The organism is Pedobacter rhodius (genome assembly GCF_027213645.1).
Taxonomy (GTDB): domain Bacteria; phylum Bacteroidota; class Bacteroidia; order Sphingobacteriales; family Sphingobacteriaceae; genus Pedobacter; species Pedobacter rhodius.
On the sequence record NZ_JAPWGL010000004.1, the window covers coordinates 22,306 to 36,965 of the forward strand.

A 14,660-nucleotide genomic window follows, 5' to 3' on the forward strand; every position below is an offset into this window, starting at 1 on the left:
ACATAAAATTGAATAAAATAGTCGAGGTCTGAAATTAAAACTACGTATTGTGAAGCGTTTATCCAACGCTATTCTGCGATCTCAGTTACCTGGATTTAAAAAATCAAAATATAGCTTCTTTGTCTAACAGTCAGTAAACTCGTGCCCAAAACTAGTCTGCCCAGGTTAACTGGCGGTTAAATTCCGGTTAACATGAATCATTTCGTCGTTGTCAGGCGAATTCTTAGAAAATAACATATCATTTCATCTTCTATGCTTTAACTTTAGTGTTTAACGCTATTATAAAGATTTCCTAACTACGCTCGAAATAACGACTTATCGTTCTTATCTTCTCGATTAGCGCTTAGCGAACCCGAGTGAAATTTTTAACTTGGTATGGAACCGGTAACAAAAATTTTTATTGTGGAAATAAAAGGTATATATCGTATACAGATTAACTTGTTAACATTCGGCAACAACCTGCTCCGGCTTTTTCCTGGTTAATGCAGCGCCGGCACTCGCCGTAATGACCAGAAGAACGGCCATCCATTCATAAACGGAAAGATGCTCGTTTAAAAAAATCAATCCCGATAATGCACCCACAGCTGGCTCCAGGCTTAATAAAATACTGAATGTTTTAGCAGGCATTTTACCAAGTGCACTCATTTCTAAAGTAAAAGGAATTGCGCTTGACAGTAAAGCCAATGCTAAACCCGAAAGTAAAAAAACTGGTTTCATGTGCGCTAATATTCCCCCGCCCAGCGCAAACGGGATAATTACAACTGAAGCAATCATCATCCCTATTGTAACGGCTTTGCCGGTATCCATTATTTTTGATATCCGCCCGCCGATAACAATGTATGCGGCCCAGAAAACACCGGCAAGCAAGGCAAGCAAAACGCCAATTAAATCGATATTCTTACTACTCCAAGGCGCTATCAAAGCTATTCCCGCAGCAGCTAAAATAACCCATAAAAAATCCAGCGCTCTTTTAGAGCCTGTTAAAGCTAAAACTAAGGGGCCAATAAATTCCAGGGTCACACCCAATCCAAGCGGTATGCGTTCGATGGCCAAATAAAAAATTAAATTCATTAAACCCAAAGTAATACCATATAATATAACGGTTTTCCATTGTTTTGATGTTAAATTTTTTAAATCAGGCCGGTTAAAAACAATAAGAATAAAGGCAGATAAAACTATTCTTAATGATGACGTTGCCGCAGCACCTAAAACAGGAAATATGCCTTTTGCAATGGCTGCACCGGCTTGCACACTTATGATTGACAACAACACTGCAGGAACCGGCGGGATGGAAAATCCCTTTTTATTTTTCATTTCAGGTGGCTATTTCCTACAAAACTAATCCTTTTAACAGAACAGGCATTTCCTTAATTGTAAAATAAATCTAAGGATTTTCCAGCTTGGCCTTTAACATTCTGGCAGCTTGGGTATAACCGCCTTCAGAGCCATCTACAAAATGAATGTGTTCGTTAACCAAATCCCGTACGTAACAAGACATCGTAGAATTACTACTTACATGTAATCCATATAAAATTAAACCTTTAATCTCCAGTTTATCAAGGTATTTAACTAGCTTAAGTCTTTGCTGTTCATTTCCTGAAATTACTGTATTAATTTTACCATCGAGTACAAGCGTATCAGACATTTCTACCAGTCTATTCAGGTAGTTTTTACCACTTTCGGTTCTAAAGTAAATGTATCCGTACAAATTTATTAACCAGGTTTTCATCAATTCGAAGATTTTAACTTCTCCGATCCGTGTTCTCATTTCTCTACTCAATCGGTTAAAGGTGGTATTGAACCGAAGTTTATCTACCGAAATAGGCTGTCTTTTTTCTGGTTCACCATAAATTATATCTAGCTGATTAACTATTGCACTAAAAATTTTCGGTTGCTCTTCAACATTATTTACCACAACCAATAAAGTTACTACTTCGTTGCTATGCTGAGGCGGATCAATTTTATCCCATCGGCATTGCATACCATTTAAATCTAAAATCTCATCTTGCTGATTTATTGGTGCCAATAGATAATCTTCGGCCTTAATTAGTTTTTCTGCATAACTCAATCCGTCACCTAAAATAACAGGAATGGAAAAAAACTCTGATACATGAAATTTACTAATACGGAGTTGAAATGCAGCATCGTAAATTTGTTTTACAGGAATGCTGCCCACACGTAAATTTAAGTTAAAATTGGTGAGGGTATTTTCTTTAAAAACAGATAGCTTTTTTAATGCAGAGTCCAAAATGGAAGATGGCACCAGAAAGGTTGCTCCATCCCCACCAAAAAAGAAAGGTATAGTTATGCCAGAACTGTAGGCTAAATTTAAAACGGTAACGATACTTCCTGTGGCTATAAGATTTACATTTTCGTTAAACCCATCTAAAACTGCTTTTGTAGATCCTTTAATATCTGTAATGATTACATGCCAATCGTCGGGAACTTGCTTAAAAAGTTCCTTTTGGGTAAATAGCTTACTTAACTTTATGCGTTGGGCGGGCAAATTGCTGTAAAAAACATCTGATGATTTAATCATTTATAAAAAAGATTTACCTTATAAAAGTAACATTTTTGAGCTGAGCGTTGTTTACAGGTGAAATGAATTCAGAAATAGTTTTGATGAAATATTTTAATACATATATTTGATTATAAAATTATCCGTTATGCTTGTATTTGCAGTCCCTCTCTATTTTATAGCCTTTTCTGGTTGGTTAATTTATGCAGGTTTGGTTAAGAAAAACCTGAAACAAAATATGCCTATGGTCTATTTTGGCTCTATCTTTAGCATAATTTGGCTGGTGATAGTATTTATATCGTTGTAAGTTTAATTTAACAATTCATTTGTAACTCCAAGTAAATCTCCGATTTCAAAAGGTTTTTGAAGTATAGCATCAGGTGTGCAATTCACATCATCTATATCGATTAAAACCCCAGAAATCAAAACAATAGGAATATCAGCAGTTTCTTCATGGCTTTTTAAATAGTTACAAACAACTCTACCATCAATCGCTCCAATCCAAATATCCAAAAGAATTAAATCCGGTTTAAAATCGCCGACAGTCTTATCCAAATCGGAAATATCTGTAATACCTTTTAAAAGGTAATCCCTGTCTTTAAAAATCATCGGAAAAACTTCCAATAAATCATTATCATCATCTATTGCTAATATCCGCTTTTGCACCTTTTTAATTTCTAAACATTATAACTGGAATTATAACTAAAAACAAGGTAAAAAGTTTGTTCAAGATATTTTTCATTAAATCCGGGTGAAGATTTACTCTTTTCAGTTTTAAAAAGGTTCAAACTATTTTCAAAAACATGATGTTGACAAGAAACAAAACTTATACTAATGGAAAAGATAAAAACTAAAGGATATGGTGCGAGTGGAGCGTTGATTGGCGGAAAAACGCTCGAATTGATGGAGTTTGAACGCAATCAGCCAAAAGACGATGAAGTTTTAATCGACATACTTTATTGCGGCGTTTGCCATTCTGATTTGCACCAGGTAAATAATGATTGGAAAAATACAATTTATCCATGCGTACCTGGTCATGAAATTATCGGGAAGGTAATTTCAACAGGACCGGCTGTTACGAAATTTAAACAAGGTGATGTCGTTGGCATTGGTTGTATGATAGATTCATGTAAGCATTGCGAACCCTGCCTGGAAGGTGAAGAACAATTCTGCGAGGGACCTCACGGACAAACCATGACTTATAACGGTTACTGGAAACCTGATCCTGAATTCAATACTTTTGGCGGATACTCTACAAATATTATTGCACAGGAGAAATTTGTGATGTCAATCCCTTCAAACCTTGAAATTTCGGCAGCAGCGCCAATTTTATGCGCAGGTGTTACAACCTATTCACCATTAAAACACTTTGGGGTTAAAGAAGGCCACAAAGTTGGTATAATTGGTATTGGTGGCCTGGGGCATATGGGTGTTAAAATAGCAAAAGCAATGGGTGCTTCAGTTACGGCAATTACCACTAAGGAAGAGAAAAAAGAACAGGCGCTCGCTTTAGGTGCTGATGATGTACTTATTTCTGAAGATAAAAAAGCAATGGAAGTAAGCGCAAATAAATTTGACTTCTTACTTTGTACAATTCCTTCTCCTTTTGATGTAAATGATTATATTCCTTTGTTGAGAAGACGGGGCGCGCTGGTTACCGTTGGATTATTAGGACCATACAAAAACCCGACAAATAATATGGATGTTGCCAAATTTTGTACTACAATTGGCGGTTCTTTGATTGGTGGCACAATAGAAACACAGGAAATTCTGGATTTTTGCGCTGAACATCAGATTATACCCGACGTAGAGCTGATAAACATTGAAGATATTAATGAAGCATTGGCAAAAATTAAAGATGAAGAAGTAAGGTTTCGGTACGTAATCGATATGGCCTCATTAAAAAGCTAGATATTGCCCGGTTTAAACCGGGCATTTCTGTTTAAACGTTTTATTGAAAAGCAATTTCCATTTCGTTTGAAATTAAGCATCTTTGCACAAACAAAATTTCATAATGGCAGACGAGAAAATCATATTTTCAATGGCTGGTGTAAATAAGATTTACCCACCACAAAAACAGGTTTTAAAAAATATATACCTTTCTTTCTTTTACGGTGCAAAAATCGGTGTTATCGGTTTAAATGGCTCCGGAAAATCATCCTTGTTAAAAATCATTGCCGGTTTAGATAAATCCTATCAGGGTGAAGTCGTATTTTCTCCCGGATATTCTGTTGGTTATTTAGCACAGGAACCTATTCTTGATCCTGAAAAAACAGTACGCGAAGTTGTTGAAGAAGGCGTTGCAGAAGTAACTGCGATTTTAAAAGAATACGAAGAAGTTAACGAGGCCTTTGGATTAGAAGAAAACTATTCTGACCCCGATGCAATGGATAAACTCATGGCAAGGCAAGGCGAATTACAGGATAAAATTGATGCTTTAGGTGCCTGGGAAATTGATTCGAAATTGGAAAGGGCGATGGACGCTTTGCGTTGTCCTGACCCGGAAACAAAAATAGGTGTACTTTCTGGTGGTGAGCGCCGTCGTGTGGCCATGTGCCGCTTATTGCTTCAACATCCTGACGTTTTATTATTGGATGAGCCAACCAACCACCTGGATGCCGAGAGTATTGATTGGTTAGAACAATTCTTACAGAATTACGAGGGAACAGTTATCGCCGTAACGCACGATAGATATTTCCTGGATAATGTTGCAGGCTGGATTTTAGAATTAGATCGTGGTGAAGGTATTCCGTGGAAAGGAAATTATAGCAGCTGGTTAGATCAGAAAGCCAAACGTTTATCGCAAGAGGAGAAAACCGAAAGCAAACGCCAGAAAACACTGGAGCGTGAGCTGGAATGGGTACGAATGGCACCAAAAGCCCGTCATGCAAAATCTAAAGCCCGCTTGGCAAATTATGACAAACTTGCATCTGAAGATGGAAAGGAAAGAGAAGATAAACTGGAACTTTTCATTCCTGCCGGTCCGCGTTTAGGTAACGTGGTTATAGAAGCCACTAATGTGACCAAAGCCTATGGGGATAAAGTTCTTTTTGACAATTTAAACTTTTCGCTTCCGCCTGCAGGAATTGTGGGGATTATTGGTCCGAATGGCGCGGGTAAAACAACTTTATTCCGTTTAATTACCGGCCAGGAAGAAGCTGATAACGGAACTTTCCGCGTTGGTGAAACGGTAGAACTGGGTTATGTGGATCAGATGCACAATGATTTAGCCGCCGACAAAACGGTTTACGAAAACATTACTGATGGTTTGGACAACATTCAATTGGGTAATAAAGCAGTAAACGGTCGTGCTTATGTTTCTAAATTCAATTTCAATGGCGGCGACCAGCAGAAAAAAGTTGGTGTTTTGTCGGGTGGTGAGCGTAATCGTGTTCACCTGGCCATTACGTTAAAAAAGGGCGCGAACGTGCTACTGCTAGATGAGCCAACCAATGATATCGACGTGAATACGTTACGTGCATTGGAAGAAGCTTTAGAAAACTTTGGCGGTTGTGCAGTAGTCATCAGCCACGACAGATGGTTTTTAGATAGGATTTGTACGCACATTTTAGCTTTTGAAGGTAACTCCGAAGTATATTTCTTCGAAGGCAATTACTCTGATTATGAAGAAAATCGCAAAAAACGTTTGGGAGATGTTACACCGAAACGCATCAGGTATAAAAAGCTAGATTAATTTCAAAAAGCCACCTCGCATCCGATAGCTATCGGATGCGAGGCAGCTTTTTCAGCCAACGAAGCAATCTTTCTTGATATCAAGACAAGTAAATCTTCAATCTTTAGTGCAAGACATTCACTATTTCTTCTCTTCTCTCGGACCTCTTTTATAAATAACCAAGCCATTTAGAAAGTTTCGTAGAATCTGATCACCACAGGGCTTAAAATTTTCATGATCCTCGTTTCTGAAAATATCGCCCAATTCCGCCTTGGTAACCTTAAAACCTACTAAATCGCAAATCGTAATGATGTCTTCAGTTTTTAAAGATAATGCTACTCTTAATTTTTTTAAAATATCGTTGTTACTCATGTATTTAATGATAGAATGTTATATGATAGTGCTAACTTATTTGCCAAAATTCCAATGAACCAATGAACCAATGAACCAATGAACCAATGAACCTCTAACTCGCTACCTCTAACTTTAATTTTTTACCTTTTATTTTTTCGCCATTAAGTGCTTTAAGAAGTTTATCAACCACATTTCGTTTTACAGCAACATAACTTGTGGTATCCTTAACTTCTATAAGGCCTAAATCCTCCTTTTGCAAGCCCCCTTTCTGAAGAAATAAGCCAACAATATCAATCTTATTAATTTTATCTTTTTTACCATTGGCGATGTATAAAGTTACCCAATCACTGGCTTCAGGCAGTTTATACTTATCGCTAAGTTTTTCTTCTTCAATATTTTCCGGTAAATATTTATAATGCTCTTCTTCCGTTAAAACCGCGTAAGCTGTCCCTTTGGCATTCATTCTGGCTGTTCTGCCATTGCGATGAATATAGGCGTCTTCGGTATAAGGCAATTGATAATGCACAATATTTTCTACCTCAGGTATATCCAGTCCACGGGCAGCTAAATCTGTGGTGATTAATATCTTATGACTGCCGTTTCTGAATTTTAATAGCGCTTTTTCCCTATCTGCCTGTTCCATCCCACCGTGAAAAACATCATGTCCTAAGCCATGCTCGAAAAGTAAATCACTGATTCTATCGACAGTTTCTCTATGATTACAAAATACTAAAGTATTTGCTCCACCGATTTTACTTAGCAGTTTAAATAAAACATCAAGTTTATCTGCAGCCGGCGCTACAACTTTTTTAAGTTTTAAATCTGGTTTAACCTGCGCATCTTTTGAAAAATCGATCTCAACAGGCTGGTTTAACTTTACAAACGACGGAATTTCTTCCATCTTAGTTGCTGAGGTCAAAATCCGCTGTTTTAATGATAGCAGCGTACCAATGATATACGACATGTCCTGTTCAAAACCGAATTCCAATGATTTATCAAACTCATCTAAAACTAAGTACTCGATAAAAGACTCATCAAAATTATGATGCTCTAAATGATAAGCAATTCGTCCGGGTGTACCGATTAAAACTGCAGGAGGATGCGCCAGATTATTTTTTTCTATACGAACGGCGTGACCGCCATAACAGCAGTTTATTTTGAAAGAAGTGCCCATTTGTTTAAAAACCTGCTCAATTTGTAAGGCAAGTTCTCTTGATGGAACCAGAATGAGTGCCTGCACTCCTTTTACATCTGCTTTTAGGACGGATAATACCGGAAGCAAAAAAGCCAAGGTTTTTCCCGAACCCGTGGGCGCCACTAATACAACATCAGCTCCTTTTTTTGCAGCCTTAACTGATGCGTTTTGCATATCGTTAAGCGCTGAAATATTTAATCTTTTAAGCGCATTTTCTATCATTACGCCAAAGTTAAACATTTATTGGTGTTGCAATATCACGAAACTGCTTATCAGAATTTTAAAAATCTTCGCTTTAACCTTTTAAGCATAGAAAAGTTTAGTTTATTTTCTAATAATAGCAGCATCCTGCCTCTTTGCGACATAGAAGTCGTAACTTTCTCATTAACAGCATCAACTGATGAAATAATTCTATCAGCAATTTCTCCGGCAAATTTATTGGCACGGCTTTGCTGTAATAGTTGAAATTCCTGGATTAACTCTGCTTTCATAATTTAAATGATTTGGTTAACTAATAGATAAATCTAACGCTTAATAGTTAGTAATTGTTGTAAAAACAGTAAAATCATTAACTTCAGACAGATAACCTGTTGATAACTAAAGTTTTGTTAGCAAATAAACAACCAATACTTAACACGGATTTAATTTTTAGCACTTATTTTTATAAAAACCTGATTATCATTTGTTAACCTTAACCACTCAATGTATGACATGGAAAAAATTTAGCGGCGAAGTAATCCAATCTTCTATTCTTGAAGAAATTGAAATGGCAATTATCAGAGAAACAGAAAACGGTTATAAACTTAAGGTCTGCATCGGAACCGATTCGCAGGTTAAAGGCACAATTACCGATTTCGCGACTGTAATTGTACTGCTTAGGGAGCATCATGGAGGCTTTATGTACATTCATCAGGAAAAGTCATCTCAACAGGTAAGCATTAAAGAACGCATGTTGATGGAAGTTCAGAAATCTATAGAAACGGCTTATTCCATTTGCGATTTGCTTGATATTTATGATGTAGCGCTTGAAGTGCATGCCGATATTAATACCAATCCATCCTTTAAATCAAACAAAGCATTAAATGATGCAATGGGTTACATATTAAGTATGGGCTTTATTTTTAAAGCAAAACCAGAGGCTTTTGCCAGTTCTACATGCGCAGATAAAATGGTTCACTAGATTTGAAATAAGACACAATAGGCGTATCTTTAAATCATAGACTTTTACTTATGAAAAAGATATTCCTATCGTTATTTACCTTATTAATTACATTTTCTGTTTTCGCACAAAGTGAAGACAAGGATACTTATACTAAAATTGGTGATGAAATCCCGAAATTTAGTTTCGAAATAGAAAAAGGCAAAACCGTTAATATTGCAGATTATAAAGGAAAGCTTATCCTCATAAATCTGTTTGCAACCTGGTGTCCGCCATGTAATACCGAATTACCTTTGGTTCAAAAAGAAATTTGGGATAAGCATAAAGACAATAATAATTTTGCATTTTTTGTATTTGGACGTGAAGAAGGCTGGGATAAATTAATTCCTTACAAAGCAAAGAAGGGTTTTACCTTCCCTATTTTACCCGATTTAGATCGAAGTGTTTTTAGTAAGTTTGCCAGGCAATCTATCCCAAGAAATATCCTGATTGATGAAACCGGGAAAATAATTTATCAGTCAATCGGTTATGAAGAAAAAGAATTTCAAACCCTGGTTAAATTAATTGATGGCAAATTAAAAGACAAAGCAACAAAATAGCGTTTTGATTGTTCAGCTATAAATTAAGAATTTGAAAACTTACCGATTAGAATTTACGCAAAAAATACCCGTTGATTTAGATACTGCATGGGATTTTTTTTCATCACCACTAAACTTATCTGAAATTACACCGGAAGACATGACTTTCGATGTCACTTCGCCAATACAGAAAGACTCGAAGATGTATCCGGGCATGATTATTACATACAAGGTATCGCCTTTACTTGGTATAAAATTGAACTGGATGACCGAAATTACGCATGTAAAGGAAAAAGAATATTTTATTGATGAACAACGCTTCGGCCCTTTTGCTTTCTGGCATCACAACCATCATTTTGAATCGGTACAGGGCGGTGTATTAATGCACGATATTTTACACTACGCGATTGGTTGGGGACCAATTGGCTTGCTGGCAAATGAAATTGTAGTTAACAGTAAGATAAACGGAATATTTAATTATAGATATAAAAAAGTGGAGGAACTTTTCGGAAAGCTTTAATCAGCAGGTTTTCTACCACTTTTTAGTTGAAATCGTTTCTATTTTCTTTTTGAGTTTTTCTGTTTGATTGGTTGCAAGTGCTTTTTTAAAATTTTCGGCAAGTTTAGCTGTTTTGTTGTACGCACTTTCTAAAATATCTTTCCATGCACCTGCACTTAATTTTCCCGGCGTTTGTTCTAAAGGTGTGCCAATATTAGTTGTTGGAACATAGTTACTGTAGCGGTCTCTTGCATAAGGGATATATTTAAAATCAGTTAACCAGAACCTGTATTTTTTTTCCCTTGCCTCAAAAGTCATATTATAGCTTACTTCACCGCTTGGGTGACTTGCAACTAAAACTGTTTTATCAATAACAGTAATCCCTTTTGCAGTAATGGACGTATCTGTATTGCTTATTTTTTTTATTGTTTTTTTATAGGCATCTACAAAAGCTTTAGCCCTCAGCATTAAGCTATCTTTTCCGGTACCTGTTTCAACAACCTCGTAATAGATAAATTTACCATTATCATCAGTAGAAAATTGTTTCTGCTGAGCGGAAACTTTTAATGAAAGAATTGCAAAGACCAGGATTAGGCAGTATTTCATATGTTATTATCGGCTTAAAAACTAAAGATAATAAAAAAAGCCTCCGGCCTGAAAGCCGGAGGCTGATTAAAAATTAAATTAAATATTAAAAAGCGTAAACTGCTGCCAAGGAGAACTGACCTGCATTTGGCGCAGCACCTCCCGTTTTGTTGACAAATGGCTTATCGCCATTGTGATCCAGTCTAATTTCAGGGATAAAAGTTAAACCACCTGATTTAATATTTGCAGTAAAGGTTAAACCAGTATACGAAGTACCTTGAATCGCACCAACATCTTTAATTTTGAAATACTCACCTCTTAAACCTAAAGTAACTGCTTCCGCAACGGCAACCTGAGGATATAGTGCAACACCTGCATAACCACCAGCATCATCTGCCTTATCATAGTTGGCTGCATTTAAACCTAATTTAAATGCTTTGCTGATTTGGTATGACGTAGTTAAATCTTCAATTGTTCCGTATCCTGTCGGATCAGCACCTGACAACACATTTAAATATGCAGTCCATCCTTCAACTGGCGAAACCATAAGCTGTCCACCAATACTGGAAACCCCTCTTGTTGCGCTATAAAGGTTCCAATCGTTAAATAAGCCTGCCATCAGGCTTACTTTGTCGGAGAATTTGTAGGTTGCCTTAATACCTGCATTCTGGAAAGGACCATTTGTAAATAAATAAGAAGTAGAATAGTTGAAGTTACCAACCGGTGAAATCACTTCATAACCAATAAATGTACCCATGTAACCTGCTGTCATCGAAAACTTATCAGAAAAATCGTAATTGATGTACAAATTCTGAATGTGGAATGAGGAGCCGTTTGCAGCAGCATCAGGAATTGATTGTGTTTGACCGCGTGGACCAAAGGAAATTTCGCCTACGAAAGATGCCTTTCCGGTTTTCTTCTTCAAGGCAAGATCTATCATACCCAATGAAACTGAATTGTGATCAGAGGCAAAAGAAGTTGGAATATTAGATTTTTTTGCGAAATCGTATTTGTAATACGTATCAACCGACCCTGAAAATTCAAGTGGTGATGTTGGGGCTTCTTGCGCCAGGGCACACGTAGTGCTAGCTATACTAAAAATAGCAGATAAAAATTTCTTCATGTTTGAGCTTTATTGGGGTTTAGATATATATAATTTCTTAGATAGCTTCTTGAATTGGACTATTTTTTTCGATGTAAATAGCTTTCTCCTCAACTAATAAAGTACCTTGAGAATATTTTTCGTCATGTTGTGATGCATCAAGGCCTAATTCTTCTTCTTCATCTGAAACGCGGATTGGTTGAATTAAGTTGATGAATTTGAAAATGATAAATGATACTACAAAACTGAATACAACAACAATTGCCACACCTTTTAATTGAGTGAAGAAGAATTCCGGATTACCATATAATAAACCATCTACACCTGCAGAATTTACAGTTTTAGTGGCAAAAACACCAGTTAAAATCATTCCAACAATACCGCCTACACCGTGGCAAGGAAAAACGTCTAAAGTATCATCAATTGTAGTTTTAGATTTCCCATAAACCACCAAGTTAGAAACAATAGCTGCAAATGCACCGATAAAGATACTTTGTGGAATTGCTACATAACCAGCTCCCGGCGTAATGGCAACTAAACCAACTACCGCACCAATACAGAAGCCTAATACTGAAGGTTTTTTACCACGAAGAACATCAAAGAACATCCAGGATAAACCTGCTGCACCAGCGGCAACGTTTGTAGTAGCAAAGGCCGAAACGGCTAATGAACCAGCGCCTAAAGCAGAACCTGCATTAAAACCAAACCAACCGAACCACAATAAACCTGTACCAATTAATACATATGGAATATTTGCAGGCGGAATTTCTTTATGATCTAAGTGTGCTTTTCTACGTTTTAATACTAATGCACCTGCCAAAGCAGCCATTCCAGCAGAAATGTGTACTACTGTACCTCCGGCAAAATCAAAAACACCCATTTTCATTAATAAACCATCCGGACTCCAGGTCATGTGTGCTAACGGCGCATAAACTAGTAAACCGAAAAGTACAGTAAATAAAATGTACGATGTAAAGCGAATACGTTCTGCAACTGCACCCACTACCAATCCTGGAGTGATGATTGCAAACATTAATTGAAACAATGCGAACAATGTTAATGGAATCGTTGGTGCAAGGCTCCAGGGTCCTCCGGAGTTTACACCCTTAAAGAAAAAGAATGTAGAAGGATCTCCAATAAAGCCACTGATATCTTTACCAAAAGCTAAACTAAAACCTACTACTACCCATAGCACTGACACAACACCTGCTGCAACAACACTTTTAATCATTGTTGATAACACATTTTTTCTGTGAACCATACCACCATAAAAGAATGCTAAGCCCGGAGTCATTAAAAATACTAACGCGGTTGCTACTATTACCCAAGCCACATCTGCAGCATTATATTTACCTACATCATAATTCGGTAAAGCGGGAACAAATATTGCGGCAACCGCCACAATAGTTAATACCAAGAAGGGTGCAACCTGTTTTAAGGAAAATTTACTCATAGTTTTAAGTTTATTTGTTTGTGTTGGTTAAATAATTTAATTTCTCTGATTTAATTTTTATAAAAATACAAGTTATTGTAGTTTTTACACCATTAAATAGAAATTTTCTAATTAAATCACTTAATTTTTGCAAAATCAAACAAAATTTTAACTTAAAAATATGATAAATTAAAAAAAAGACTGTTTTTTTACAATCTTTTTAACAAAACCAAAATCATATAATTTGACAGAATTATAGAATTTTATCTATAAATTATGAATAATTATCATAAAAAGCAGTCTAAAAACAAAAAAACCATGAAAAATCACGGTTTTTTATAAAAATGTTGGTGTTTTTTAATTTTTTATTCAAAATACAGAGAACCCTGAATTATACCTCTTTTTTCGATTTCTTTATCAATATAAGTCTGAATTGATGATTTATTTAAACCCCAATTTGGTGCAATTAATAAATCCCAGTCGGAAATTCCAAAAAGCCGCTGAATTACGATATCCGGACGAAGTAAAGGAATCAATTCACACAATAAATCGGTGTATTCCTCTAACGTGAACAATTTAAATGGCTCCTTTTTATACTTAACACCCATTATAGAGCCTTCAACAATGTGCAAATGATGAAATTTAACAAACTTAATTTGCGGGAAGCGGTTGATTTCATGAATATAACCCAGCATCATTTCTTTAGTTTCCCAAGGAAAACCGAAGATAGTATGTACACATAAGTCGAGTTTGCTATTTTCCAAAAGTTTAACGGCTTCTACAAATTCACCATGACTGCAGCCCCTGTTAATTTGGTTTAGCGTTTCATCATATATCGATTCCATACCCATTTCCAAATCCACATCATACCTGTCGGCATAACTTTCCAGCAAGGCCACCTTTTCTGCATCGATACAATCGGGGCGGGTACCTACGGAAAAACCGACTACATCCTCAGGATTTACAGACAGCGCCTCATCATACATCATTTTCAAATAATGTACCGGCGCATACGTATTGGTATTTGGCTGGAAATACACGATAAACTTATCGGCCTTATAAAAATTCTTGCCACGCTCCATTCCTTTTTCCAGTTGTTCGCGAATGGTTGGCATTTTACGCGAAATTTCCGGTGTAAAAGAATCTACATTGCAATATGTACAACCGCCATAGCCTTTGCTGCCATCACGATTCGGACAAGTGAAACCGCCATCTACAATCGTTTTAAAAACCCGCTGGCCATTGTATTTCTCACGCAAATATGTGCCGTAATTTTTATATCCTTTTATACCTAAATCTACCTGTGTTCCCATTGGCTGCAAAAATACGTAATAACTATTAAGATAATGGCATTACCAATCAAGATTACAAACGCTTAATAATTAGTCAGAAAAGCAATTGCCACATTTCAATTAAGTCTAAACCCGCCATTTGTTAAACGCATGCAAACCTTAAGCTCCAGGCTGGTATACGCAGTGTCGGAATTAGGAATTTACTTCCCTGTACAAAACGAGGTTAAATAAACCCGACCGGCAGCGGTATGTCGATTTTTCTTCGACATTTAG

Annotated in this window: 15 protein-coding genes; 5 read left to right on the forward strand and 10 right to left on the reverse strand. The window is 36.5% G+C overall.

Annotated elements, in window-relative coordinates; translation table 11 throughout:
- Positions 1-441: 441 nt before the first annotated feature.
- From O0931_RS14430 to O0931_RS14440, 3 genes are all read right to left on the reverse strand, one after another.
- Positions 442-1,314 (reverse strand): EamA family transporter, encoded by an 873-nt coding sequence (locus O0931_RS14430; RefSeq protein WP_269416291.1) that lies wholly within the window; start codon positions 1,312-1,314, stop codon positions 442-444.
- 70 nt (positions 1,315-1,384) lie between these two features.
- Positions 1,385-2,539: a DUF3095 family protein gene (locus O0931_RS14435; protein ID WP_269416292.1), complete on the reverse strand. Its 1,155-nt coding sequence runs from the start codon at positions 2,537-2,539 to the stop codon at positions 1,385-1,387.
- A gap of 288 nt (positions 2,540-2,827) precedes the next feature.
- On the reverse strand, positions 2,828-3,184 hold the full coding sequence (locus O0931_RS14440) for a response regulator (protein ID WP_269416293.1): 357 nt from the start codon (positions 3,182-3,184) through the stop codon (positions 2,828-2,830).
- A gap of 168 nt (positions 3,185-3,352) precedes the next feature.
- Between O0931_RS14440 and O0931_RS14445 the strand changes: the two genes are divergently transcribed.
- Both O0931_RS14445 and ettA read left to right on the forward strand, forming a co-directional pair.
- The gene (locus O0931_RS14445; protein WP_269416294.1) at positions 3,353-4,429 is read left to right on the forward strand and encodes an NAD(P)-dependent alcohol dehydrogenase; all 1,077 of its coding nucleotides are present in this window, start codon (positions 3,353-3,355) and stop codon (positions 4,427-4,429) included.
- 103 nt (positions 4,430-4,532) lie between these two features.
- Positions 4,533-6,212: an energy-dependent translational throttle protein EttA gene (gene ettA / locus O0931_RS14450; RefSeq protein WP_269416295.1), complete on the forward strand. Its 1,680-nt coding sequence runs from the start codon at positions 4,533-4,535 to the stop codon at positions 6,210-6,212.
- A 120-nt stretch (positions 6,213-6,332) separates the two neighbouring features.
- Here ettA and O0931_RS14455 read toward each other — a convergent pair whose 3' ends face one another.
- The 3 genes from O0931_RS14455 to O0931_RS14465 form a co-directional block, all read right to left on the reverse strand.
- Positions 6,333-6,563, reverse strand: a complete 231-nt coding sequence (locus tag O0931_RS14455) for a DUF1456 family protein (protein ID WP_047798500.1) — start codon at positions 6,561-6,563, stop codon at positions 6,333-6,335.
- A gap of 94 nt (positions 6,564-6,657) precedes the next feature.
- Complete coding sequence (locus O0931_RS14460; protein WP_269416296.1) at positions 6,658-7,980, reverse strand: DEAD/DEAH box helicase; 1,323 nt, start codon at positions 7,978-7,980, stop codon at positions 6,658-6,660.
- 32 nt (positions 7,981-8,012) lie between these two features.
- Positions 8,013-8,231, reverse strand: a complete 219-nt coding sequence (locus O0931_RS14465; protein WP_269416297.1) for a hypothetical protein — start codon at positions 8,229-8,231, stop codon at positions 8,013-8,015.
- A gap of 215 nt (positions 8,232-8,446) precedes the next feature.
- Between O0931_RS14465 and O0931_RS14470 the strand changes: the two genes are divergently transcribed.
- From O0931_RS14470 to O0931_RS14480, 3 genes are read left to right on the forward strand one after another with little or no spacing between them, the layout of a single operon-like run.
- The gene (locus O0931_RS14470; RefSeq protein ID WP_269416298.1) at positions 8,447-8,920 is read left to right on the forward strand and encodes a ribonuclease H-like YkuK family protein; all 474 of its coding nucleotides are present in this window, start codon (positions 8,447-8,449) and stop codon (positions 8,918-8,920) included.
- Positions 8,921-8,970: 50 nt separating this feature from the next.
- Entirely contained in the window at positions 8,971-9,498 is a 528-nt protein-coding gene (locus tag O0931_RS14475; RefSeq protein ID WP_269416299.1) for a TlpA family protein disulfide reductase, read from the forward strand.
- 31 nt (positions 9,499-9,529) lie between these two features.
- Positions 9,530-9,997 (forward strand): SRPBCC family protein, encoded by a 468-nt coding sequence (locus tag O0931_RS14480; RefSeq protein WP_269416300.1) that lies wholly within the window; start codon positions 9,530-9,532, stop codon positions 9,995-9,997.
- 12 nt (positions 9,998-10,009) lie between these two features.
- Here the strand turns inward: O0931_RS14480 and O0931_RS14485 are convergent, their stop codons facing one another.
- From O0931_RS14485 to mnmL, 4 genes are all read right to left on the reverse strand, one after another.
- A complete protein-coding gene (locus O0931_RS14485; RefSeq protein WP_269416301.1) occupies positions 10,010-10,582 on the reverse strand; it encodes a DUF4468 domain-containing protein in 573 nt (190 codons plus the stop codon).
- 85 nt (positions 10,583-10,667) lie between these two features.
- Positions 10,668-11,684 (reverse strand): porin, encoded by a 1,017-nt coding sequence (locus O0931_RS14490; protein WP_269416302.1) that lies wholly within the window; start codon positions 11,682-11,684, stop codon positions 10,668-10,670.
- Positions 11,685-11,721: 37 nt separating this feature from the next.
- Positions 11,722-13,116, reverse strand: coding sequence for an ammonium transporter (locus O0931_RS14495; RefSeq protein ID WP_269416303.1), 1,395 nt, complete (start codon positions 13,114-13,116; stop codon positions 11,722-11,724).
- Positions 13,117-13,460: 344 nt separating this feature from the next.
- Complete coding sequence (gene mnmL / locus O0931_RS14500; RefSeq protein WP_269416304.1) at positions 13,461-14,408, reverse strand: tRNA modification radical SAM protein MnmL/YtqA; 948 nt, start codon at positions 14,406-14,408, stop codon at positions 13,461-13,463.
- Positions 14,409-14,660: the final 252 nt, after the last annotated feature.

What these genes read in the sequence shown, in the direction of transcription:
- ettA (WP_269416295.1), top strand. Translation starts at nt 4,533, where the DNA reads ATGGCAGACGAGAAAATCATATTTTCAATGGCTGGTGTAAATAAGATT.
- O0931_RS14485 (WP_269416301.1), bottom strand. Translation starts at nt 10,582, where the DNA reads ATGAAATACTGCCTAATCCTGGTCTTTGCAATTCTTTCATTAAAAGTT.
- O0931_RS14445 (WP_269416294.1), top strand. Translation starts at nt 3,353, where the DNA reads ATGGAAAAGATAAAAACTAAAGGATATGGTGCGAGTGGAGCGTTGATT.
- O0931_RS14455 (WP_047798500.1), bottom strand. Translation starts at nt 6,563, where the DNA reads ATGAGTAACAACGATATTTTAAAAAAATTAAGAGTAGCATTATCTTTA.
- O0931_RS14490 (WP_269416302.1), bottom strand. Translation starts at nt 11,684, where the DNA reads ATGAAGAAATTTTTATCTGCTATTTTTAGTATAGCTAGCACTACGTGT.
- O0931_RS14430 (WP_269416291.1), bottom strand. Translation starts at nt 1,314, where the DNA reads ATGAAAAATAAAAAGGGATTTTCCATCCCGCCGGTTCCTGCAGTGTTG.
- O0931_RS14495 (WP_269416303.1), bottom strand. Translation starts at nt 13,116, where the DNA reads ATGAGTAAATTTTCCTTAAAACAGGTTGCACCCTTCTTGGTATTAACT.
- O0931_RS14470 (WP_269416298.1), top strand. Translation starts at nt 8,447, where the DNA reads ATGACATGGAAAAAATTTAGCGGCGAAGTAATCCAATCTTCTATTCTT.
- mnmL (WP_269416304.1), bottom strand. Translation starts at nt 14,408, where the DNA reads ATGGGAACACAGGTAGATTTAGGTATAAAAGGATATAAAAATTACGGC.
- O0931_RS14465 (WP_269416297.1), bottom strand. Translation starts at nt 8,231, where the DNA reads ATGAAAGCAGAGTTAATCCAGGAATTTCAACTATTACAGCAAAGCCGT.
- O0931_RS14435 (WP_269416292.1), bottom strand. Translation starts at nt 2,539, where the DNA reads ATGATTAAATCATCAGATGTTTTTTACAGCAATTTGCCCGCCCAACGC.
- O0931_RS14460 (WP_269416296.1), bottom strand. Translation starts at nt 7,980, where the DNA reads ATGTTTAACTTTGGCGTAATGATAGAAAATGCGCTTAAAAGATTAAAT.
- O0931_RS14475 (WP_269416299.1), top strand. Translation starts at nt 8,971, where the DNA reads ATGAAAAAGATATTCCTATCGTTATTTACCTTATTAATTACATTTTCT.